General features: G+C 71.9%; 20 protein-coding genes. 16 read left to right on the top strand and 4 right to left on the bottom strand.

Annotated features, from left to right (window positions below; all coding sequences use genetic code 11):
• Positions 1 to 154 precede the first annotated feature (154 nt).
• Positions 155 to 676 (bottom strand): SDR family NAD(P)-dependent oxidoreductase, encoded by a 522-nt coding sequence (locus tag AB0D29_RS37475; RefSeq protein ID WP_362860318.1) that lies wholly within the window; start codon positions 674 to 676, stop codon positions 155 to 157.
• Between the two features lie 223 nt (positions 677 to 899).
• Positions 900 to 2801 carry an APC family permease gene (locus AB0D29_RS37470; protein WP_362860317.1) on the bottom strand — a complete coding sequence of 634 codons (1902 nt, stop codon included), beginning with the start codon at positions 2799 to 2801 and terminating at the stop codon, positions 900 to 902.
• Positions 2802 to 3039: 238 nt separating this feature from the next.
• On the opposite strand from AB0D29_RS37470, the gene kdpF (AB0D29_RS37465) reads away from it, so the two are divergent.
• The 9 genes from kdpF (AB0D29_RS37465) to AB0D29_RS37425 all read left to right on the top strand — a co-directional run bounded on the left by kdpF (AB0D29_RS37465) (position 3040) and on the right by AB0D29_RS37425 (position 12115).
• Positions 3040 to 3129 carry a K(+)-transporting ATPase subunit F gene (kdpF, locus tag AB0D29_RS37465; protein ID WP_285527747.1) on the top strand — a complete coding sequence of 30 codons (90 nt, stop codon included), beginning with the start codon at positions 3040 to 3042 and terminating at the stop codon, positions 3127 to 3129.
• A gap of 46 nt (positions 3130 to 3175) precedes the next feature.
• Entirely contained in the window at positions 3176 to 3934 is a 759-nt protein-coding gene (locus tag AB0D29_RS37460; RefSeq protein ID WP_362860316.1) for a DUF4118 domain-containing protein, read from the top strand.
• A 101-nt stretch (positions 3935 to 4035) separates the two neighbouring features.
• Complete coding sequence (locus AB0D29_RS37455) at positions 4036 to 4176, top strand: hypothetical protein (RefSeq protein ID WP_362860315.1); 141 nt, start codon at positions 4036 to 4038, stop codon at positions 4174 to 4176.
• A complete protein-coding gene (gene kdpF, locus AB0D29_RS37450) occupies positions 4173 to 4262 on the top strand; it encodes a K(+)-transporting ATPase subunit F (RefSeq protein WP_136227956.1) in 90 nt (29 codons plus the stop codon). The genes AB0D29_RS37455 and kdpF (AB0D29_RS37450) overlap by 4 nt, the downstream gene beginning before the upstream one ends.
• A gap of 8 nt (positions 4263 to 4270) precedes the next feature.
• Entirely contained in the window at positions 4271 to 5935 is a 1665-nt protein-coding gene (gene kdpA, locus AB0D29_RS37445; RefSeq protein WP_362860314.1) for a potassium-transporting ATPase subunit KdpA, read from the top strand.
• Positions 5932 to 8031, top strand: coding sequence for a potassium-transporting ATPase subunit KdpB (kdpB, locus tag AB0D29_RS37440; protein WP_362860313.1), 2100 nt, complete (start codon positions 5932 to 5934; stop codon positions 8029 to 8031). The genes kdpA and kdpB overlap by 4 nt, the downstream gene beginning before the upstream one ends.
• Positions 8032 to 8035: 4 nt before the next feature.
• A complete protein-coding gene (locus AB0D29_RS37435; protein ID WP_362860312.1) occupies positions 8036 to 8752 on the top strand; it encodes a potassium-transporting ATPase subunit C in 717 nt (238 codons plus the stop codon).
• A 128-nt stretch (positions 8753 to 8880) separates the two neighbouring features.
• Positions 8881 to 9564: a response regulator gene (locus tag AB0D29_RS37430; RefSeq protein WP_362860311.1), complete on the top strand. Its 684-nt coding sequence runs from the start codon at positions 8881 to 8883 to the stop codon at positions 9562 to 9564.
• 4 nt (positions 9565 to 9568) lie between these two features.
• Positions 9569 to 12115 (top strand): sensor histidine kinase KdpD, encoded by a 2547-nt coding sequence (locus AB0D29_RS37425; RefSeq protein WP_362860310.1) that lies wholly within the window; start codon positions 9569 to 9571, stop codon positions 12113 to 12115.
• Between the two features lie 64 nt (positions 12116 to 12179).
• On the opposite strand, the gene AB0D29_RS37420 is transcribed toward AB0D29_RS37425, so the two are convergent.
• Positions 12180 to 14675, bottom strand: a complete 2496-nt coding sequence (locus AB0D29_RS37420) for an ATP-binding protein (RefSeq protein ID WP_362860319.1) — start codon at positions 14673 to 14675, stop codon at positions 12180 to 12182.
• A gap of 344 nt (positions 14676 to 15019) precedes the next feature.
• Between AB0D29_RS37420 and AB0D29_RS37415 the strand changes: the two genes are divergently transcribed.
• The 4 genes from AB0D29_RS37415 (at position 15020) to AB0D29_RS37400 (ending at position 18045) form a co-directional block, all read left to right on the top strand.
• Positions 15020 to 15427: an SAV_915 family protein gene (locus AB0D29_RS37415; protein WP_362860309.1), complete on the top strand. Its 408-nt coding sequence runs from the start codon at positions 15020 to 15022 to the stop codon at positions 15425 to 15427.
• A 9-nt stretch (positions 15428 to 15436) separates the two neighbouring features.
• Positions 15437 to 16807: a diaminopimelate decarboxylase gene (lysA, locus tag AB0D29_RS37410; RefSeq protein ID WP_362860308.1), complete on the top strand. Its 1371-nt coding sequence runs from the start codon at positions 15437 to 15439 to the stop codon at positions 16805 to 16807.
• A gap of 201 nt (positions 16808 to 17008) precedes the next feature.
• Positions 17009 to 17623 carry a dihydroxyacetone kinase subunit DhaL gene (dhaL, locus tag AB0D29_RS37405; protein ID WP_362860307.1) on the top strand — a complete coding sequence of 205 codons (615 nt, stop codon included), beginning with the start codon at positions 17009 to 17011 and terminating at the stop codon, positions 17621 to 17623.
• Positions 17620 to 18045, top strand: a complete 426-nt coding sequence (locus AB0D29_RS37400) for a PTS fructose transporter subunit IIA (protein ID WP_362860306.1) — start codon at positions 17620 to 17622, stop codon at positions 18043 to 18045. The genes dhaL and AB0D29_RS37400 overlap by 4 nt, the downstream gene beginning before the upstream one ends.
• Positions 18046 to 18118: 73 nt before the next feature.
• Here the strand turns inward: AB0D29_RS37400 and AB0D29_RS37395 are convergent, their stop codons facing one another.
• Positions 18119 to 18511, bottom strand: coding sequence for an RNA-binding S4 domain-containing protein (locus tag AB0D29_RS37395; protein WP_351286745.1), 393 nt, complete (start codon positions 18509 to 18511; stop codon positions 18119 to 18121).
• A gap of 134 nt (positions 18512 to 18645) precedes the next feature.
• Here AB0D29_RS37395 and AB0D29_RS37390 point away from each other — a divergent pair, with 134 nt between their 5' ends.
• The 3 genes from AB0D29_RS37390 to AB0D29_RS37380 all read left to right on the top strand — a co-directional run bounded on the left by AB0D29_RS37390 (position 18646) and on the right by AB0D29_RS37380 (position 22125).
• A complete protein-coding gene (locus tag AB0D29_RS37390; protein WP_362860305.1) occupies positions 18646 to 19041 on the top strand; it encodes a helix-turn-helix transcriptional regulator in 396 nt (131 codons plus the stop codon).
• A gap of 164 nt (positions 19042 to 19205) precedes the next feature.
• Entirely contained in the window at positions 19206 to 20018 is an 813-nt protein-coding gene (modA, locus tag AB0D29_RS37385) for a molybdate ABC transporter substrate-binding protein (protein WP_362860304.1), read from the top strand.
• A gap of 130 nt (positions 20019 to 20148) precedes the next feature.
• Positions 20149 to 22125: an ABC transporter permease gene (locus tag AB0D29_RS37380; RefSeq protein WP_362860303.1), complete on the top strand. Its 1977-nt coding sequence runs from the start codon at positions 20149 to 20151 to the stop codon at positions 22123 to 22125.
• Positions 22126 to 22493: the final 368 nt, after the last annotated feature.

Raw genomic sequence — 22493 nt, 5'->3', positions numbered from 1 at the left:
CGGCATACGCGATCAACAACCTTGTGACTGGTGTTCAGAGGTGTGCTCTTCCGAGCGGGGGGGTGGGCCGCCCCCGGGGGGCCCCGGCGCCGCCCGGCGCCGGCGCCGGCGCCGGCCGGCCTTGCGGCCGGGTGCGGACTGGTGGGCCACCCCGTCAGACGGAGTGGCCGACGAGCTGGTCGGCGAGCTGGTCGGCGAGCTTGTTCAGCCGCTTGACCGTGCGCTCCTCGGTCGCGCCCGCGGCGGGTTCCCTCCGCTCGCCGCGGTCGTAGTAGGCGCCGTAGACGATCTCGACGGCCGGGTCGCACAGCCGCACGACGTGGGCGGCGCCCTCGGCGGGCGTTGCGCCCTCGTGTCCGTACAGCGGCCTCAGCGCGGTCTCGCAGACGCCGGGGTTGACGGACACGGCGGCGACACGGGGGTCGGCCACGAAGACGGTGAGCGCGAGCCGCGACTGTGCGTAGGCCGCGAGGCTCGAGTAACGGCGGGTGCGGTTGGGGTCGTTCCACATGATCGACGCGGTGCGGTGCATCACCGCCGCCCGGGCCTCCGCCGCGGTGCGGCCGTGGAGCAGGACGGTGGCACCGCGCTCCGCGAGCAGGCGGGCGCTCTCGTAGCCGATGCCGGAGGTGGCACCGGTGACCATGATGGTCCGGCCGGACAGGAACGAAGACATGAGGGTTTCCAGTGGACGGGCACGGCGGCGGGCGGCCGAGGAGCCGGGGGGCGCGGCCGTGCGGTGAGGTGTGGTTCCGCATCGAGTACGGGGAGTACGAGGGCGGGTGGCGCTGCGCCGGCTGTCGTCATGGCGCTGACCGCTGTTCACGACGTCCATCCAACTGGTGCGCGGCGTGGGGCTCAAGCGCCCTGACGACCCTCTGACGAGGTCTTGTCGGACTTCAGCCGGGCCCGGGGATCGTGGAGCGTTCGGCTTCCGCCGTGATGCGGAAGCGGAGGCGGCAGATGACGGCGTCGGTGTCGCGGCGGACCGCGTGGGCGACGACGGAGCCGCGCTGGTTCTGGAGCAGCCGCTGCCACAGGTGCGCGGGTTCGGTCTCCGGGATGAGGACGGTGACCTGGGCGTCCGGGTGGGTCTGCGCGAGCTTGCGGACGTACGCCGATACCGGGCGGCCCAGCGAGCGGGTCTCCGACGAGAGTTCGATCAGCTCGACGCCGGGCTTCCACAACTCCCAGTCGCGGCGCAGGGCTTCGGCGGCCAGCCGGTCATCGGCCGTGGGATGGGTGACGGTGACGGCGAGGACCTCGTCGCCGAGGGAGCGGGCGGCGGTGAGGGCCTGGCAGGTCAGGCGGGACAGACCGGATACGGGGACCACGACGAGCGAGTGGGCCTGGTGCGGCGGCTGCGGGACGCGGCCCAGTTCGAGGCGCTCGCCGATCTCGGCGTAGGCGCGGTGGACCTTCTCGAAGCCGAGGACGATCAGCGGCAGGGCGAGGACGATCAGCCAGGCGCCCTCGGTGAACTTGGTGGCGGTGACCACGACGGCGGAGACTCCGGTCAGGACCGCGCCGAAGCCGTTGAGGGCGGCCTTGGTCTGCCAGCCCTTCGGCCGCTCGCCGTACCAGTGCCGGACCATGCCGACCTGGCAGATGGTGAAGCCGACGAAGACGCCGATCGCGAAGAGCGGTACGAGGGTGTTGGTGTCGCCGCCCGAGAAGACGAGCAGGACGGCGGAGACGAGCGCCAGCCAGACCACGCCGTGGCGGTGCACCTGGCGGTCGGCCTTGAGGGCGAAGACGTGCGGCAGGTGGTTGTCCCGGGCCAGCAGGCTCATCAGCACGGGGAGGCCGCCGAAGGAGGTGTTGGCGGCGAGCGCCAGCAGCACCATGGTGGCGAACTGGACGACGTAGAAGGCCGCGTTGTGCCCGAACGAGGCGTCGGCGAGCTGGGCGAGGACGGTGACGCCCTCGACGGGCTGGAGGTGGAAGCGGCCGATGAGGACGGACAGGCCGATCAGCATGACGCCGAGCAGGGCGCCGAGTGCGACCTCGGTGCGCTGGGCGCGGCGGGCGGCCGGGGCGCGGAAGGACGGTACGGCGTTGGCGACCGCCTCGACACCCGTGAGCGCCGAGCAGCCGGCGGCGAACGCCTTCAGCAGCAGGAGCGCGCCCACCGTGGTGGCGCCCTCCCCGAGCGCGGAGGCGTGTCCGGCGGCGGAGGCGGTGCTGACCGGACCGTCGCGGAAGAGACCGACGGTGATCATCGCGAGGATCGACCCGACGAAGAGCGCGGTCGGCAGGAGGAAGGCCTTGGCGGAGTCGACGACTCCGCGCAGGTTCACGGCGGTGACCACGACCAGGACGGCGAGGCAGATCCACACGCGCTCACCGTGGAGCGCCGGGAAGGCCGAGGTCAGGGCGGCCACGCCGGCGGTGACGGAGACCGCGACGTTCAGCACGTAGTCGAGGATCAGCGAGGCGGCGGCGACCAGGCTGGTGCGCCGGCCGAGGTGCCGCTTGGCCACGGCGTAGGATCCGCCGCCGTCGGGGAACGCGGCGATGACCTGCCGGTACGAGGCCACCAGCACCGCCAGCAGGGCGGCGATCGCGAGGGTCACCGGGAGCGTGAATCCCATGCCGTAGGCACCGGCCGCCGCCAGGACGAGCACGATCGACTCGGGTCCGTACGCCACGGACGCCATCGCGTCGAGCGACAGCGCGGCGAGCCCTTGGAGAGCGGTCAGCCTGTGGCGGTCTCCGGCTCCGGTCGCACCGCCATCGGGGGGCTCCTCCCGGCCCGGCTCCTGTGCGACCGTGGTCGTTTTTCCTACGTGCATGGCCATGTCGCCGGTCCCTCCGAATGAGCAAAGTGAGAACAGCGTCGAAGCCGTACGAGGCGGCCGCCAGCACTCTTGGCGCATTCCATACGTCCGCCCCACCACTCTTCACGGGTTCCATACGCGCTGGTGGGAGCGGCGTAAGGGGTCCGTCAAGAGGTGGCGCCCCGTGTTGCGCCGGCGCTGCGCAGGGGCAGGCTGGATCCGGGCGAGCGCGCCCGACTGCGAAGAAGGAGCAGACGTCATGGACGCGGAGAACGTGGTCGGCCTGGTCATCGCCCTCGCACTGCTCGGCTATCTCGTGGTCGCCCTGATCAAGCCCGAGAAGTTCTGAGCGACGCTCTTCCTCACGATCGGCTTGCCCGGACGGGAGGCCTCACATGTCCTGCTACTGGTTCCGGCTCCGCGATCCCCTCGCACTGGTCGCGGGCCTCGTGGCCCCCTTCCTCGTCGCGCTCGCGCTCGTGCCCTTCCGCGCGGACCTCTCGGCGACGAACGAGGCGCTGGTCATGGTCGTCGTGGTGGTCGGGGTCGCCGCCCTGGGCACGCGGGCGGCCGGTGCGCTGGCCGCCCTTTCGGCGGCCGCCTGGTTCGACTTCTTCCTGACCAGGCCCTACCAGCGGTTCGCCATCGCTGACGGCGACGAGATCCAGACAGCGGTCCTGCTGCTCGCCGTGGGCCTGATCGTCTCCCAGCTGGCCGTCCGCACCCGTCGGCTCCAGGCGGTCGTGGTCACGGACACCGCGCACCTGTCGAGCCTGCAGGGCACCGCCCGGCTGGTCGAGGGCGGCGGCTCGCCGGAGGCGGTGGTCGAGTACGTGCGCCGGGAGCTGGTCGGCCTGCTGGGGCTGCGGGGCTGCCGCTTCGAATACGGAACCCTGATGGGCCGGCTGCCCCGGCTGGAGCACGACGGCAGCGTGTGGCTGCGCCGCGGCAGCCGGATCACCGAGTACGCGCAGTGGCCCGAGGGCGAGACCGAGCTGCGGGTGACCGGCGGCGGCCACTACTACGGCCGGTTCCTCCTCGACCCGCACCCGGGCCGTCCCCTGCCGCCCGAGGAGGCCCGTCTGGTGGCCGTCGCGCTGGCCGCTCAGGCGGGCGCCGCCCTGGACACGGCCGGCCTGCCTCACCAGGCCTGATCGCCCGCGGGCCGCCCACCCCGTAAGGGGGGCGTTAAGGGTTCCCGCGCCCCCGTATGGACCCCGTCAAAGCGTCTTAACACCCGGTTGAAGACACGGTTATGTCGTCATCGGCCATCTGGCCGATTCATTTCTTCCACTTAACTCAGGAGCTCACGATGGCCGATCTGGCCTTCGTCGTCACCACGGTCGCGGTGTTCGCGCTGGTGGCTCTCATCGCCCGAGGGGTGACCAAGCTGTGAACGTCGAGAACATCGTCGGCCTCGTGGTGGCCGTCTCCCTGCTGGGTTACCTCGTCCTCGCCCTTGTGTACCCGGAGAGGTTCTGAGCACTGATATGAGCCCCGTAACCGCTGGTGTGCTCCAGCTGCTCGCACTGATCGCCGCACTCGCACTGGCCTACCGCCCCCTCGGCGACCACATGGCCCGCGTCTACTCCTCCGAAAAGCACTACAAGCCGGAGAAGTGGATCTACAAGGCCATCGGCGCCAACCCGTCGGCCGAGATGCGCTGGCCCGCCTACCTGCGCGCCGTCCTCGCCTTCTCCGCCGTCAGCGTCCTCTTCCTCTACCTGCTCCAGCGCCTGCAGGGCGTCCTGCCCGGCTCGCTCGGCTTCGTCGCGATCGACCCCGACCAGGCCTTCAACACCGCCGCCTCCTTCGTCGCCAACACCAACTGGCAGTCGTACTACGGCGAGCAGGCCATGGGCCACGTCGTACAGACCGGCGGCCTCGCCGTGCAGAACTTCGTCTCCGCGGCCGTCGGCATGGCCGTCGCCGTGGCGCTCGTACGGGGCTTCTCCCGCTCGCGCACCGGTGAGCTCGGCAACTTCTGGTCGGACCTGGTCCGCGGAGTGCTCCGTATCCTGCTGCCGATCTCGGTGATCGGCGCGATCGTCCTGGTCGCGTGCGGTGCCATCCAGAACTTCGCCGGCATCCACGAGGTCGGCCAGTTCATGGGCGGCGCCCAGCAGTGGAACGGCGGCGCGGTCGCCTCGCAGGAAGTCATCAAGGAGCTGGGCACGAACGGCGGCGGCTACTTCAACGCCAACTCCGCCCACCCCTTCGAGAACCCCACCCCGTTCTCGAACCTCTTCGAGGTCTTCCTGATCCTCGTCATCCCCTTCGCGATGACCCGCACCTTCGGCCGCATGGTCGGAAACCTGCGCCAGGGCTACGCGATCCTGGCGACGATGGGCATCATCTGGGTCGGCTTCACCGCGCTGATGATGTGGACCGAGTTCGCCCACCACGGCCCGGCCTTCGAGGTCACCGGCGGCGCGATGGAGGGCAAGGAGACCCGGTACGGCATCGCCGCCTCGTCGATCTTCTCCGTCGCGACCACGCTGACCTCGACGGGCGCCGTCAACTCCTTCCACTCCTCGTTCACCGGGCTCGGCGGCGGCATCCAGCTGCTCGGCATGCAGCTCGGCGAGATCGCACCCGGTGGTGTCGGCTCCGGCCTCTACGGCATGCTGATCATGGCGATCATCGCCGTGTTCATCGCCGGCCTGATGGTCGGCCGCACCCCCGAATACCTGGGCAAGAAGATCGGCACCCGCGAGATCAAGCTCGCCGCCTGCTACATCCTCATCACCCCCGCCCTCGTCCTCTGCTTCACCGCGGCGGCGATGGCCCTGCCCACCCCGGGCAACTCGATGACGAACACGGGCGCGCACGGTTTCTCGGAGATCCTCTACGCCTGCACCTCCGGCGCCAACAACAACGGCTCCGCCTTCGCCGGCCTGAACGCCGACACCCAGTGGTTCAACAGCACCATCGGCATCGCCATGCTGCTCGGCCGCTTCCTGCCCATGGTCTTCGTCCTCGCGCTCGCCGGCTCGCTCGCCGAGCAGAAGCCCGTCCCCGAGACCGCGGGCACCCTGCGCACCGACAAGCCGCTCTACGCGGGCCTCCTCGTCGGCACGATCGTCATCATCACCGGACTCACCTACTTCCCGGCCCTGGCGCTGGGTCCGCTCGCCGAAGGGCTCGCATCATGAGCACCGCCACTCCCACAAGGGCTCCGCACCAGGACGTGCCCACCGGTCACAAGCCTGGCGCCGGGCGCGTCGGCGGAGGCCTGTTCGATCCCGCGCAGCTGCTGAAGTCCTTCCCCGACGCGGTCCGCAAGCTCGACCCGCGGATCATGATCAAGTCCCCGGTCATGTTCGTGGTCCTGATCGGCTCGGTCGTCACCACCGTCCTCGCGATCAAGGACCCGACGGACTGGTTCGGCTGGGCCATCACCGTCTGGCTGTGGCTGACCACGATCTTCGCGAACCTCGCGGAGGCCGTCGCCGAGGGCCGTGGCAAGGCCCAGGCCGACACCCTGCGCAAGGCCAAGACCGACACCGTCGCCCGCCGCCTCAACGGACAGACCGAGGAGCAGGTCCCCGGCACCGAGCTGAGGATCGGTGACCTGGTGGTCTGTGAGGCCGGCGACATCATCCCCGGTGACGGTGACGTCGTCGAGGGTGTGGCCTCCGTCGACGAGTCCGCCATCACCGGTGAGTCCGCGCCCGTCATCCGTGAGTCCGGTGGGGACCGCTCGGCCGTGACCGGTGGCACGAAGGTGCTCTCCGACCGGATCGTCATCAAGATCACGACGAAGCCCGGCGAGACCTTCATCGACCGCATGATCGCCCTCGTCGAGGGCGCCGCCCGGCAGAAGACGCCCAACGAGATCGCCCTCAACATCCTGCTGGCGTCCCTCACCATCGTCTTCCTGCTCGCGGTCGTCACGCTGCAGCCGTTCGCCGTCTACGCGGACGCCAAGCAGTCCATGATCGTCCTCACCGCGCTCCTCGTCTGCCTGATCCCGACCACGATCGGCGCACTTCTGTCCGCCATCGGCATCGCGGGCATGGACCGGCTGGTCCAGCGCAACGTGCTCGCCATGTCGGGGCGCGCGGTCGAGGCCGCAGGTGACGTCTCCACGCTGCTGCTCGACAAGACGGGCACCATCACCCTCGGCAACCGCCAGGCCTCGGAGTTCGTCCCGGTCAAGGGCACCACGGAGGCCGAGCTGGCCGACGCGGCCCAGCTGTCGTCCCTGGCCGACGAGACGCCCGAGGGCCGCTCCATCGTGGTCCTCGCGAAGGAGAAGTACGGCCTGCGCGAACGCCACCAGGGCGAACTCACCCAGGCCGACTGGATCGCCTTCACCGCGCAGACCCGTATGTCGGGTGTGGACGTGGACGGCAGGAAGACCCGCAAGGGCGCTGCCGGTTCCGTCATCACCTGGGTCAAGGAGCAGGGCGGCCACGTCTCCGACGACGCCGACCTCCTCGCCAACAAGATCTCCGAGGCCGGCGGCACCCCGCTCCTGGTCGCCGTCGAGGACGAGAAGGGCGCCCGCGTCCTGGGCGTCATCCACCTCAAGGACGTCGTCAAGGAAGGCATGCGCGAACGGTTCGACGAACTGCGGCGGATGGGCATCAAGACCGTCATGATCACCGGTGACAACCCCCTCACCGCCAAGGCCATCGCCGAAGAGGCGGGTGTCGACGACTTCCTCGCCGAGGCCACGCCCGAGGACAAGATGGCCCTCATCAAGCGGGAGCAGGCCGGTGGCAAGCTGGTCGCGATGACCGGCGACGGCACCAACGACGCCCCCGCCCTCGCGCAGGCCGACGTCGGCGTCGCGATGAACACGGGCACGTCGGCCGCCAAGGAGGCCGGGAACATGGTGGACCTGGACTCCAACCCCACCAAGCTCATCGAGATCGTCGAGATCGGCAAGCAGCTCCTCATCACCCGAGGCGCCCTGACGACCTTCTCGATCGCCAACGACGTCGCGAAGTACTTCGCGATCATCCCGGCCATGTTCGCCGTGGTCTACCCGGGCCTCGACAAGCTCAACGTCATGGGCCTGTCCTCCCCGAACTCCGCGATCCTCTCCGCGGTCATCTTCAACGCGCTGATCATCATCGCGCTGGTCCCGCTCGCCCTCAAGGGCGTCCAGTACCGGCCCACCAGCGCCGACAAGATGCTCCGCCGCAACCTGGGGATCTACGGACTCGGCGGCCTGGTCGCCCCGTTCATCGGCATCAAGATCATCGACATGCTCATCTCCCTCATCCCCGGAATCGGCTGACCCCATGAACAACTCTGTAGGCAACACGGCACGGTTGATCGGGGCGGGTCTGCGGGCCCTGCTGGTCCTCACGGTCATCTGCGGGGTCCTCTACCCCCTCGCCGTCACCGGGATCGCCCAGGCCCTCTTCAACGACAAGGCCAACGGCTCCGAGATCAAGGACGAGAGCGGCCAGGTCGTCGGCTCCTCCCTCATCGGACAGACCTACAACCTGCCCAAGCAGAACCCCGACGACCCCGAAGAGGCCGCCAAGCCCGACCTCAAGTGGTTCCAGCCCCGCCCCTCCAACGGCCTCGGCTCCAACAGCGTCAACACCCAGTACTCACTCATCCTCTCCGGAGCCACCAACCGCTCCGCCGACAACGGCGCCGTCAACGGCCAGTGCACCAAGGACGCAGAAGAGGGAACCCTCTGCGCCCAGGTCATCGCCGCCAAGGAAGCCGTCATCGCCGACAACTCCACCACCGGCCACCCGATCAAGCCCGAGGACGTACCGGCCGACGCCGTCACCTCCTCCGGCTCCGGCCTCGACCCCGACATCTCCCCCGCGTACGCCAAGCTCCAGATCCGCCGCGTCGCCGAACAGAACAACCTCGACGTCGAACAGGTCGAGAAGCTCGTCGCCGACCACACCACCGGCCGCACCCTCGGCTTCATGGGCGAACCCCGCGTCAACGTCCTCGAACTCAACACCGCGCTCAAGGCACTGACCAAGAGCTGACATTCCGCACGGCAAGGGTCTGGAGCCGGCGGGACGCGCATCTTCCCCGGCCACCGCCGGGTGAGGGGGAAACCCCGGCGTCCCGTCGGCTCCGGCCCGTACCCACGACAGAGGAAGGCCCCACACCGATGATCAAGGTGCTGGTGGTGGAAGACGATGCCCAGCTCGTCCGCGCGCTCAAGATCAACCTGGAGGCGCGGAAGTTCGGGGTCGAGACGGCTTCCGACGGAAACACCGCCCTGCGGCTGGCAGCCACGCGCAAGCCGAATGTCATCCTGCTCGATCTCGGCCTGCCGGACATCGACGGCATCGACGTGATCAAGGAGGTGCGGGAGACCAACGGCGTGCCCATCCTCGTCCTTTCCGCACGTCACACCTCCGAGGAGAAGATCCGGGCCCTGGACGCGGGGGCCGACGACTACGTGACCAAGCCGTTCAGCATGGACGAGCTCCTCGCCCGGCTGCGGGCCGCCGTCCGCCGCCGGGAGGCTCCGGCGCCCGGCGACGAGATCGCCATGGTCACGACCGACGAGTTCACCGTCGACCTGGTCGCGAAGAAGGTCAGGCGAAACGACCGCAGTGTCCGGCTGACGCCGACCGAGTGGCACCTCCTGGAGATCCTCATCACCAACCCCGGCAGGCTGATCAGCCAGCGAAGGCTGCTGCTCGACGTCTGGGGTCCGACCTACTCCGAGAACACCAACTACCTCCGGGTCTACATGGCCCAACTGCGCCGCAAGCTGGAAGCGGACCCCTCCCACCCGAGGTACCTGATCACCGAGCCCGGCATGGGCTACCGCTTCGAGGGATGACGTCATGGGACGCGGCAAGTTTCGTATCTATCTGGGCTCGGCCCCCGGCGTCGGCAAGACGTACGCGATGCTCTCGGAGGGCCACCGCCGGGTGGAACGCGGCACCGACGTCGTCGTCGCCTTCGTCGAGCACCACAACCGGCCCCGCACCGAGGTGATGCTGCACGGTCTGGAACAGATCTCACGGCGCGAACTGGAGTACCGGGGTTCCGCGTTCACCGAGATGGACGTGGACGCGATCCTCGCCCGCCGCCCGTCGGTGGCGCTCGTCGACGAGCTCGCCCACACCAACGTGCCGGGCTCGCGCAACACCAAGCGCTGGCAGGACGTCGAGGAACTCCTCCAGGCCGGCATCGACGTCGTCTCCACCGTCAACATCCAGCACCTGGAGTCGCTGGGCGACGTCGTCGAGACGATCACCGGCGTGCGGCAGCGGGAGACCGTACCCGACGAAGTGGTGCGCCGCGCCGACCAGATCGAGCTCGTCGACATGTCCCCCCAGGCCCTGCGCCGCCGCATGGCCCACGGCAACATCTACAAGCCCGACAAGGTCGACGCCGCCCTCTCGAACTACTTCCGGCCCGGCAACCTCACCGCCCTGCGCGAACTCGCGCTGCTCTGGGTCGCCGACCGGGTCGACGAATACCTGCGGGAGTACCGCGGCGAGCACGACATCCGCACCACCTGGCAGGCCCGCGAACGCATCGTCGTGGGCATCACCGGCGGACCGGAAGGCCGTACCCTCATCCGGCGTGCCGCCCGCCTCGCCGAGAAGGGCTCGGGCGGCGAAGTCCTCGCCGTCTACATCGCCCGCAGCGACGGACTGACCGCCGCCTCGCCCAAGGAGCTGGCCGTCCAGCGCACCCTGGTCGAGGACCTCGGCGGCACCTTCCACCACGTCATCGGCGACAACGTCCCCGACGCCCTGCTGGAGTTCGCCCGCGGGGTCAACGCCACCCAGATCGTCCTCGGCGTCAGCCGTCGCCGTTCCTGGCAGTCCGTCTTCAGCCCCGGCGTCAGCGCCACCGTCGCCCGCGAATCCGGACCCGACCTCGACGTCCACATCGTCACCCACGACGAGGCCGCCAAGGGCCGCCGCAGCCTGCCCGTCCCCCAGGGCGCGCGGCTCGGCCGCTCCCGCCTCGTCTGGGGCTGGCTGGCCGGCCTCGCCGGGCCCGCCCTGCTCACCGTGCTGCTCAGCCAGGTCGTACCCGAGCTCGGGCTCGCCAACGACATGCTGCTGTTCCTCACCTTCACGGTGGCGGCGGCGCTCCTCGGCGGGCTGCTCCCCGCGCTCGCCTCGGCGGCCTTCGGCTCGCTGCTCCTGAACTACTACTTCACCCCGCCGGTCCACAAGCTGACCATCGCCGACCCCAAGAACATCGTCGCCATCGCGATCTTCGTCGGGGTGGCCGTGTCCGTGGCCTCCGTGGTCGACCTGGCCGCCCGCCGCACCCACCAGGCCGCCCGGCTGCGCGCCGAGTCCGAGATCCTCTCCTTCCTCGCGGGCAGCATCCTGCGCGGCGAAACCGCCCTCGACGCACTGCTGGAGCGGGTCCGCGAGACCTTCTCCATGGAATCCGTCGCGCTGCTGGAGCGGGGTACCGACGTCGAGCCGTGGACCACGGCGGGCAGCACGGGCCGGAACCCGGTCACCCGGCCCGAGGACGCCGACGTGGACATGCCCATCGGCGAGAACATGGCCCTGGCCCTGACCGGCCGGGTCCTGCCGGCCGAGGACCGGCGCGTCCTCGGCGCGTTCGCCGCGCAGGCGGCCGTCGTACTGGACCGCCAGCGCCTGGTCGACGAGGCCGAGGAAGCCCGCCGCCTGATCGAGGGCAATCAGATCCGGACCGCGCTCCTCGCCGCCGTCAGCCACGACCTGCGCACCCCGCTCGCGGGCATCAAGGTCGCCGTCACCTCGCTGCGTTCCACCGACGTGGAATGGTCCGAGGAGGACCGGGGCGACCTGCTGGAAGGCATCGAGAACGGCGCCGACCGCCTCGACCACCTGATCGGCAACCTCCTCGACATGTCCCGCCTCCAGACGGGTACCGTCGTCCCGCTGCTCCGCGTGACCGACCTCGACGAGGTCGTCCCGATGGCCCTGGCCGGGGTCCCCGACGACAGCGTCGACCTCGACATCCCCGAGACCCTGCCGATGGTCGCCGTCGACCGCGGCCTCCTGGAGCGGTCCGTCGCCAACATCGTCGAGAACGCCGTCAAGTACAACCCCGCCGGCCAGCCCGTCCACGTCTCCGCCAGCGCCCTCGCGGACCGGCTGGAACTGCGCGTCGTCGACCGGGGTCCGGGTGTCCCCGACGAGGCCAAGGACCGGATATTCGAACCCTTCCAGCGGCACGGGGACGCGCCCGCCGGCACCGGCGTCGGTCTGGGGCTGGCGGTCGCCAAGGGCTTCCTGGAGGCCATGGACGGCACCCTCACCGCCGAGGACACCCCCGGCGGCGGCCTGACGATGGTCCTCACCCTGCCCATCGCCGGAGACGCCCGTCCGGTGACGGGCGAGCTTCCGGCCGACGCCACGACGTGACCCGGGCCGATGCCGGGGAGGGCCACGCGGGCGGCCGTCACGATGTCGTACGGGAGTTGACCCGTCAATCTCGCGTCAGGTGCCGAGCGGGGAGTCCGGGGGCCGCCGGGAGCGACAGGGTCATGGTCAGGCCGCCTCCGGGGGTGTCCTCGGGCGTCAGCGTGCCGCCCATCGCCTCGGCGAGACCCCGGGAGAGGGCGAGCCCGAGCCCGACGCCCGTGGTGTTGTCGGTGTCGCCGAGGCGCTGGAAGGGCACGAAGGCGTTCTCCCGGTCCGCCTCCGGTATTCCGGGCCCGCGGTCGACCACCCGGATCTCGACGCGGTCGTCGAGCGCGCTCGCCGTCAGCAGTACGTGCCGTCCGGGCGGGGTGTGCCGGGCCGCGTTGTTGAGCAGGTTGGCGACCACGCGTTCCAGCAGCGGCGGATCGGCCAGTACGGCCGGGGCGTGCTCGAGGCTTCGGCTGTCGACGGCGGGAGCGTCGGTGGGCAGGGCGTCCAGTGCGGCGGGCAGTACCTCCATCAAGTCGGTGGCCCGCAGCTCCAGTTTCAGCGCTCCGGCCTGGAGCCGGCTCATGTCCAGGAGGTTCTCTACGAGTCGGTTGAGCCGGGCCATCGACTCGTCTGCGGTGGCGAGGAGTTCGGCCCGGTCCTCGTCGCTGAACTCCACGTCGCCGGCGCGCAGCGATTCGATGGCGGCCCAGCCCGCGGCGAGCGGGGTGCGCAGATCGTGGCTGACCGCGGCGAGCAGTGCGGTACGCATCCGGTCGGCGGCCTTGACGGGTTCGACCTCGGCGGCCGCCTCGGCCAGTCGGGCCCGCTCGACCGCGACGGTGACGTGCGCGGCGAAGGCCACCAGGACCCGCCGGTCGGAGCTGGGCAGCGGACGGCCCCGCAGGACGAGGTGCGTGTCCCGTCCCACCGCGACCCGTACGACGGAGGCGTCCTTCGGGACCGGTTCGTCGGTGAGCTCGACCGACTCCATTCCGAAGGTCTCCCGTGTCCGTTCGAGGAGCGCGGGAACGGCCTGGTCCCCCCGCACGATGGAGCCGGCGAGCGAGGAGAGCGTCTCCGCCTCGGCCGTCGCCCGGGCGGCCCTGCGCGACAGCCGCAGCGACCGGTCGACGGCCCCGGCGACGGTCCCCGCGACCACCGCGAACACCACCAGCGCGAGGATGTTGTTCGGCTCGGCGATGGTGAACTCTCCGACCGGCGGGATGAACCAGTAGTTCAGCAGGAGGGAGGCCGTCACGGACGCGACGACGGCCGACACCACGCCGCCCACGCACGCGACCCCCACCACCGCCAGCAGGAAGAGGAGGGCCTCGCTGGTGAGGTTGAGGCTGCCCCTGGTGTGGTCGAGGAGGAAGGTGAGCGCGAACGGCAGGACGAGCCCCAGGACCGGTCCGGCGATCAGCCGGGAGGTCGGCAGCGTCCGCCGCCTCGACGGCAACAGCCTTCCGCTCCCCGCCCGTTCGTGCGTGACCATGTGGACGTCGATGTCCCCGGACAGCCCGACGATGGTCTCTCCGGTGCCCCGCCCGGTGAGGAAGCGTTCGACCCGCCCGCGCCGGCTCGTTCCGAGGACCAGCTGCGTGGCGTTCTCCGCGCGGGCGAACTCGGTGAGCGCCGTGGCCACGTCGTCGCCGACCAGGGAGTGGTAGCTGCCGCCGAGGCTCTCGACGAGCGCGCGCTGGCGAACCAGCGCGGAGGCCGATGCTCCGGCGGCGAGGCCGTCACTGCGCGCTATGTGCACGGCCAGGAGGTCGCCGCCCGCCGAGCGGGCCGCGATCCTGGCCGCCCGCCGGATGAGCGTCTCGCCCTCGGGTCCGCCGGTGATCGCCACGACCACCCGTTCCCGGGTCTCCCACACGCGGCCTATGCCGTGCTCGGCGCGGTACTTCTGCAGCGCCTCGTCCACCCGTCCGGCCAGCCACAGCAGGGCCAGCTCCCGCAGCGCGGTGAGGTTGCCGACCCGGAAGTAGTTGGCCAGCGCCGCGTCGACCTTCTCCGGGGCGTGGATGTTGCCGTGCGCCATCCGCCGCCGCAGGGCCTCGGGCGGCAGGTCGACCAGCTCGATCTCGTCGGCCCGCCGCACGACCGCGTCCGGCACGGTCTCGTGCTGCGGCACCCTGGTGATCTTCTCGACGACGTCGTTGAGGGATTCCAGGTGCTGGATGTTGACGGCGGTGACCACGTCGATCCCGGCGGCGAGCAGCTCCTCCACCTCCTGCCAGCGCTTGGCGGGGCCGCCTCCGGGGACGACGGAGTGGGCGAGTTCGTCGACGAGTGCCACCTCGGGCCGCCGTTCCAGGACGGCTTCCAGGTCCATGTCCGGGAACCGGATTCCCCGGTACGTGCGTTCCGCGCGGGGCACGACCTCCAGACCGGCCAGCTTCTCCTCGGTCAGGCGGCGTCCGTGGCACTCGACGAAGGCGACGACCACGTCCGTCCCCCGGTCGGCCCGGCGCCGCCCCTCGTCGAGCATCCGGTACGTCTTGCCCACACCGGGGGCCGCCCCGAGAAAGACCTTCAGCCTTCCGGGCCTGGCAACCGCCTCCACCACGTCACGCGCCTCCTCACGCCGAACCGCCCCGATCCGCGCAGGGGGCTTCCCTTCCCTGGGTGGCAGAGGCACACAAGTGCTGCTCACGATCATCATCGGGCGAAAACCGACCGGGTCACCGCGGAGCCGGAAGACATTGACGCTGCCCTGACACAGTCCTTGCGCGTGACGACCGCCCTCCGCAAGGGCGGCGTCAACATCGCGTCAGCGCACCGGGAAAGTGCGTCAAACATGCGTCAGCGCCGGGGGCGTTGACCGGCCGACGGGCATACCTTCGCCGAAGCGCGCCCCGGGCCCTCCGCCCGGAGCGCGGTCGCACGCTCCCCACCAGGAGGAACAGCATGTCTACGGCAACGCACCCCGAGGACCCCGAGCCTTCCGAACCCGTCCCGGCCGGACCTCTCTACGTCCCCGTCCGGCCGGGACCCGCGGGCTGCTCGGCCCGCTTCTTCCGCACCCCGCCCGGCGAGCGCACGGCAGTCGGCTTCACCTCCGAGAGGCGGCTCACCGCCACTCTGGGTACCGGCCAGACCTGGATCAGGCTCTCCGAGCCCGCGCTGCGGGCCCTCGCCGAGCCGCTGGGCGTCCACCGCCTCACGGTCGACCCGCAGTTCTCCGCCCCTGCTCCCGTCCCCGCCACCGCCAAGCCGCTTCCGGCCTGGCGCGACTGGGATCCGCAGCACATCGGCGTCCTGCGCGTGACCGGCGCCGCCGCGGTCGTCTCCTGCATGAACCTCCTGATCGGCTGAGGGGTAGCCATGACCGTCACCTCCGTTTCCTCGGCCCGGGACCGGGCCGCCACCCCGGACCCGTCGCCGAGCGCGTACCCCTCCGTGGAGCTGTCCATCTGGCCGGCCTCCTCCCGCCCGGCCGCCGAAGGCGACGTCACCGTCGCCGACGTCTCCCTCACCGAGGCCGCCGACCGGTTCGGCACCCCGCTGTACGTCCTGGACGAGGGCGAGGTCCGCGACCGCTGCCGTGCCTACCGCACCGCCTTCCCGGACGCGGACGTCGTGTACGCCGCCAAGGCGTTCCTCTGCCGGGCCGTGGCCCGCTGGGTCGAGAACGAGGGCCTGGGCCTGGACGTCTGCTCCGCCGGCGAGCTGGGCCTCGCCATGACCGCGGGCTTCCCGGCCGAGCGGATCGTGCTGCACGGCAACGCCAAGAGTCCCGAGGACCTGAGCGCCGCCGTCCGGCTCGGTGTCGGCCGCATCGTCCTCGACAGCACGTCGGAGATCGCCCGGCTGGCGGAGATCGTGCCCGAGGGCGACCGCCGGCAGGTCATGATCCGGGTCGTGCCCGGCATCGCGGCCGGCGGCCACGCCAAGATCCGCACCGGTACGGAGGACCAGAAGTTCGGCCTGTCGATCACGGACGGCTCCGCCCAGCACGCCATCGCCCGGATCCTCGCCCAGCCCCGCCTCGAACTCGTGGGACTGCACTGCCACATCGGCTCCCAGATCTCCTCGGTCAAGCCGTACGTCGCCGCGATGCGCCGGATGATCGGCCTCATGACCCAGGTGCGGGACCACCACGGCCTGGAACTGCCCCAATTGAACATCGGCGGCGGCCACGGCATCGCCTACCGCCCCGGCGAGGACCGCCTCGACATCGGCATGCTGGCCCGCCGGATCCACGCGGAGCTGAAGGACGGCTGCGCCCACGCGAAGCTGCCCGTTCCGCGCCTCACCATCGAACCCGGGCGCGCCCTCGTCGGCCCCGCCGGCGTGGCCGTCTACCGGGTCCTCACGGTCAAGGAGACCTCGGGGCGTACGTTCGTCGCCGTCGACGGCGGGATGAGCGACAACCCGCGGCCCGCCCTGTACGGGGTCCGGTACGCGCCCCGGCTGATCGGCCGCCGTTCGACCGCCGCGCCCTCCCTGGTCACCGTGGTGGGCCGGCACTGCGAGGCGGGTGACGTACTGGCGGACGGGGTGCTGCTGCCCGCGGACGTGGGGCCCGGCGACCTCCTCGCGGTGCCCGCCGCCGGCGCGTACCACCTGTCCATGGCCTCCGGCTACAACCTGATCGGCCGGCCGCCCGTGATCGCGGTCCGGGACGGCTCCGCGCGGATGCTCGTACGCCGTGAGTCCCTGGACGACATGAGCCGCCGGGACATCGGCCTGTAGCCACGGCCGCCCGGACCCCGCCGACGTCCGCTGCCTCCCCTGCCTCCGCCGGGCGTCCGCCCGGCGGAGGGTCCATGGGCAACGCGGGAGCGCACGGGGCGCGGCTGTGGGACGCGCCCGTCCGGACCGCAGCGCTGCGGTGGGCCGCTGACCGTAAGGTGTCGTGGGACGGGCCAGACCGATGCGAGGCGAGGAGATCCGGTGCGTGACGCAGACTTCTTCCGGCGCTGGATGGCGGCCGCCGCGGCCGCGGTCGAGCGGGAGGCGGACCGGCTGACGGAGCTCGACTCCCCCATCGGCGACGCCGACCACGGCAGCAACCTGCTCCGGGGTTTCACGGCGGTGCTCCCGGCTCTGGAGGCGGAGGACCCGGCGGCGCCGGGCGAGGTGCTGCAGCTGGCCGGGAGGACGCTCATCTCGACGGTCGGCGGCGCGTCGGGGCCCCTCTACGGAACGTTGCTGCGGCGCACCGGCAAGGCGCTGGGCGAGGCCGCCGAGGTCTCCGACACGGAGCTGCGCGAGGCCCTGTCCGCGGGAGTGACGGCGGTGGCGCAGCTGGGCGGGGCGGCGCCGGGCGACAAGACGATGCTGGACGCGCTGGTGCCGGGGGTGGCCGCGCTGAGCACGTCGTACGGGGCGGCCGCGGACGCGGCGGAGAACGGCGCGCTGGCGACGGTTCCGCTGCAGGCGCGCAAGGGCCGGGCCAGCTACCTGGGCGAGCGGAGCATCGGACACCAGGATCCGGGCGCGACCTCGTCGGCGTTGCTGTTGCGGGCGCTGGCGGACGTGGCGGAGTCGGGCGGGGAGGCGCGATGACCGGCCCGGAAGCGGGCCCGGGCGAGGCCCTGGTGGGCATCGTGCTCGTGTCGCACAGCGCGTCGGTCGCGGAGTCGGTGGCGGAGCTGGCGCGCGGCCTGGCGGCGGGCGGCCCCCTGGCCCCGGTGGCCCCTGCGGGCGGCACCGCCGCCGACGGGCTCGGCACGAGCGCGGAGCGGATCGTCGCGGCCGCGCGGGAGGTGGACCGGGGCGCCGGGGTCGCACTGCTGGCGGACCTGGGGAGCTCGGTCCTGACGGTGAAGGCCCTGCTGCTGGACGACGAACTCCCGCCGGACTCCCGGCTGGTGGACGCCCCCTTCCTGGAGGGCGCGGTGGCCGCCGTGGTCGCCGCCTCCAGCGGCCTCCCCCTCCGGGAAGTGGCCTCGGCGGCCACCGAGGCGTACGCGTACCGCAAGACCTGACCCCCGGACCGCGGGTCCGGGGGTCAGGTGTTCCGCGCGGGCGGCCCGGCTCGTACCGCCGGACTGCCGGAGGCTACGGGCGGCCGCGCAGGGATTCGATCTCGCGGCGTTCGCGCTTCGTCGGGCGGCCGGCGCCGCGGTCGCGGATGCCGACCACGGCGGCCTCCACGGGGGTCGGCGGCGGCGGGCTCTTGTCGATCATGCATTCGGCGGCGACGGGGGCTCCCACCCGCTTGGACACGGGCCGCTTCACCACCACGATCCGCTCGCGCCCCGCGTGGAAGAGCCGTACCTCGTCACCCGCGCGCACCGCCTGCGCCGGCTTCGCGCGCTCCCCGTTGACCTTCACATGGCCCGCCCGGCAGGCGGTCGCCGCGATCGAGCGGGTCTTCGTCAGACGCACGGACCAGATCCACGCGTCGACCCGCACCGTGCCCGATTCCGTTCCCGATACCTCATCAGCCATGCCCCGACTCTAGCGAGGCGGACGGGGCGGAGCGGAACGACTTTTGGCAGATACACCAAGAGGCATGGCATCTGCCATAGAGATGAGCCCAACAGAATTGCAAACGCGCCATACGTGCGCCTACCTTGTCGCACATGCAGTCCTACACCATCGGACAGGCGGCACGTCTGCTGGGCGTCAGCCCGGATACCGCGCGCCGCTGGGCCGACGCGGGCCGCGTCGTGACCCATCGCGACGAAGCCGGCCGTCGCCTGATCAACGGCCGTGACCTCGCGGCCTTCTCCGTCGAGGTGGGCCAGGGCGCACACACCGAGGACGGTGAGCCGTACACCTCGGCACGCAACGCCTTTCCCGGCATCGTCACCGCCGTCAAACTCGGCGACGTGGCCGCCCAGGTCGAGATCCAGGCAGGTCCCCACCGTCTGGTCTCGCTGCTCACCCGTGAGGCCGTCGAGGAGCTCGGGCTGGAGGTCGGCATGCAGGCCACCGCCCGCGTGAAGTCCACCAGCGTGCACATCGACCGCACCTGAACCCCGGACGGCGCCGTCCGCGGTCCCCGCCGTCCCCCGCGGTCCCCGCACCCCCGCTCAGCACCACCGCACGTCCCCACCCGCTCCGCCCGTCACCGGCGCGGGTCACCACCGCGCGGAACCGGCACCTGCCGGCCGCCGACCCGACCGAGGAGCCCCTGCTCATGTTCCCGACCCTGACCCGCCGCCGCGCCGCGGCCGCCGCGCTGACCGCCGCCCTGCTCGTACCGCTGGCCGCCTGTGGCAAGGCCGACGAGAAGCCCGCCGCCGGCTCCACGCCCGGCTCGGCCTCCGCCTCCGCCGAGCCCAAGGCCGCGAACCTCACCGTCCTCGCCGCCTCCTCCCTCACCGACGTCTTCAAGACGGCGGGCGAGACGTACCAGAAGACCCACCCCGGCACGAAGATCACCTTCTCCTTCGCCGGTTCGCAGGAGCTCGCCGCGCAGGTCAAGCAGGGCGCCCCGGCCGACGCGCTGGTGACCGCCGACACCAAGACGATGGACGGGCTGAAGGCCGAGACCGGCGAGCCCACGATCATCGCCAAGAACCGCCTGGTCATCGCCACCGGCAAGGGCAACCCGTTCAAGGTCGACGAGCTCAAGGACCTCGCCGACACCAAGCTCAAGGTCGTGCTCGCCGCGCCCGAGGTGCCGGTCGGCCGCTACAGCAAGCAGATCCTCGACGCCCAGAAGGTCGAGGTGAAGCCGGTCTCCCAGGAGCCCAACGTCCGCGCCGTGCTGAGCAAGGTCGAGCTGGGCGAGGCCGACGCCGGCCTCGTCTACAAGACCGACTCCGCCAAGTCCGGCGACAAGGTCGTCACGGTGGACATCCCGGACGAGCAGAACGCCGTGGCCTCCTACCCGGCCGCCACGCTGAAGCAGTCCAAGAACGCCGAGGCCGCCGCCGCCTTCGTGGCCTGGCTGAGCACCCCTGAGGCCCAGAGGATCCTTCAGGACGCGGGCTTCCAGAAGGTCTGAGCGCCGCCGACGTCCGCATGACGAGGGGCTGTCCGGTCCGGGGGGACGGGCAGCCCCTCTCCGCGTGCCCGCGCGAGTCCCTCCGTACGATCCTTCCCCCGCCGTCCCCCCTCCCCAGCCAGGAACACCCATGAGCAGACTCCGCACCCGCACCCGGCCCCCGCTGACCCTGGCGATCCCCGCGCTGCTCGCCGTCGCGTTCCTGCTGATGCCGCTCATCGGCATCCTCGCCCGCACCCAGTGGGGCGAGCTCGGCGCCCATCTCGGCAGCCCCGGCGTGGTCGAGGCGCTGAAGCTCTCGCTCCTGGTGTCCCTGTGGGCCCTCGGCCTCTCGCTGCTCCTCGGCGTGCCGCTCGCCTGGCTGCTGGCCCGCGTCCCCTTCAAGGGCAAGGCGCTGGTCCGCTCCCTCGTGCTGCTCCCGATGGTGCTGCCGCCGACCGTCGGCGGTGTCGCCCTGCTCCTGGGCTTCGGCCGGCGCGGGCTGCTCGGGCCCTGGCTGGAGGACGCCTTCGGGATCACCCTGCCCTTCCATACCTCGGGCGCGGTCGTGGCGGCCACCTTCGTCGCCATGCCGTTCCTGGTCATCAGCCTGGAGGGGGCCCTCGGCGGGCTCAAGCAGAGCTACGAGGAGACCGCCGCCTCGCTCGGCGCCTCGCCGGTCCGGGTGTTCTTCACGGTGACCCTGCCCATGGTGGCCCCCGGCCTGATCGCCGGAGCCGCGCTCACCTGGGCCCGTGCGCTGGGCGAGTTCGGCGCGACCATCACCTTCGCCGGGAACCTGCCCGGCACCACCCAGACCCTGCCGCTCCAGGTGTACCTGCTGCTCCAGGACCAGCCCGAGGCCGCCACCTCCGTCTCGCTGCTGCTGCTGGCGATCGCCATGGCCGTACTGATCGCCCTGCGCGGCCGCTGGACGGGGACCCCGGTGACCGCCCGCGAGGCGGTCGTCACGCCGCAGGTCCCGGACGAGGCGCCCGTCGCCTCGCCCATCGCCGCGCCCGACGCCGGTCCCGCCACGGAGACGGCCGCACCGCCGCAGTCCGTGCCGGAGTCGGCACCGCGTGAGACCGGCCACTGGCCGCTGCAGGCCACCGTCACCGGCTTCAACCAGCTCACCCTGGCTGCCGAACCGGGCACCACCATCGCCGTCGTCGGTGAGAACGGCGCCGGCAAGACCACCCTGTTGCGTGCCCTGCTCGGCCTGACTCCCCGGGCCCACGCCGACCTCCGGCTCGGCGACGCCGACGTCACCGCGCTGCCCCCGCACAAGCGGCAGGTCGCCTGGGTCCCGCAGGACGGTGCGCTGTTCCCGCACCTGAGCGCCCTGGCGAACACGGCGTACGGACTGCGCGCACACGGGGTGCCGCGCGCCGACGCCCGCCGCGAGGCGCAGGCCTGGCTGGACCGGCTCGGCGTCGGGCACCTCGCCCAGCGCAAGCCGGCCCAGCTGTCCGGGGGACAGGCCCAGCGGGTGGCCCTGGCCCGCGCGCTGGCCGCCCGTCCGCGGCTGCTGCTGCTCGACGAGCCGCTGGCCGCCCTCGACCAGACCACGCGGGCCCGCGTCCGGCACACGCTGCGCACGCACCTGGCCGGCTTCGGCGGGGTCTGCCTCATCGTCACGCACGATCCCGTCGAGGCGGTGTCGCTGGCCGACCGGGTCCTCGTACTGGCCGACGGCCGCACCCTCCAGGACGCGCCGCCCGCCGAGGTGACCCGGCATCCGCGCTCCCCGTGGGTGGCCCGCATGCTGGGGCGCAACGCCTGGCCGGGCATCGCGTCGGCGGACGGGCTGGCCCTCGCCGAGGGCGGACGGCTCGTCGTCGCGGAGGCACTGCCCGAGGGGGCGCAGGCGCTGGCGATCATCGCCCCGGAGGCGGTGTCGGTGCACCGGGACCGCCCCGCCGGCAGCCCCCGCAACGTCTGGCCGGGCACCGTACGGGAGATCACCGCGGTCGGCAGCCGGCTGCGCGTGCTGATCGCCTCGGCCGATGCGCCCGACCTGGTCGCGGAGATCACCCCGGAGGCGGCGTCCGAACTGGGCCTCGCCGACGGGGCCGACGTGTGGACCAGCGTGAAGGCCACCGAGATCACCCTGGTCCGCCTGTGAAAACCTGACGGCCGAACGGCCCGAACCCTCCGCCCTGCGATGACCGGAGGCCGGCACATCCCCTCGGCGACATGCCTTCCGGACCGCCAGGGAGGCCTGGAGGGCCGGCGCCCGGCCCGGCCCCGACGGCTCCCCACCGCACGCCTGCCCCGGCGGCCCGACCGCACCCGGACCCGGGCACGGACCCGGGCACGGACCCGGGCACCGGACCCGGCGGCCCGTCCCAGGGGCCCGCCCCGGGACCGTCCTACGGCCCGTCCCGGGGACCCGACCCCGCCGGGCCAGCCGGGCGGCGGGCCGGGCGGGCGGCTGCGGCCCCCTCCGGCCCGCGCGGGGTCTACCTCGACGGCGGGTACGGCGTCGGCAAG

The organism is Streptomyces sp. NPDC048424 (genome assembly GCF_040651555.1).
Classification (GTDB): Bacteria; Actinomycetota; Actinomycetes; order Streptomycetales; family Streptomycetaceae; genus Streptomyces.
The sequence above is the reverse complement of the archived record's forward strand: the minus strand, read 5'-3'. Positions and strand labels throughout refer to the sequence as shown.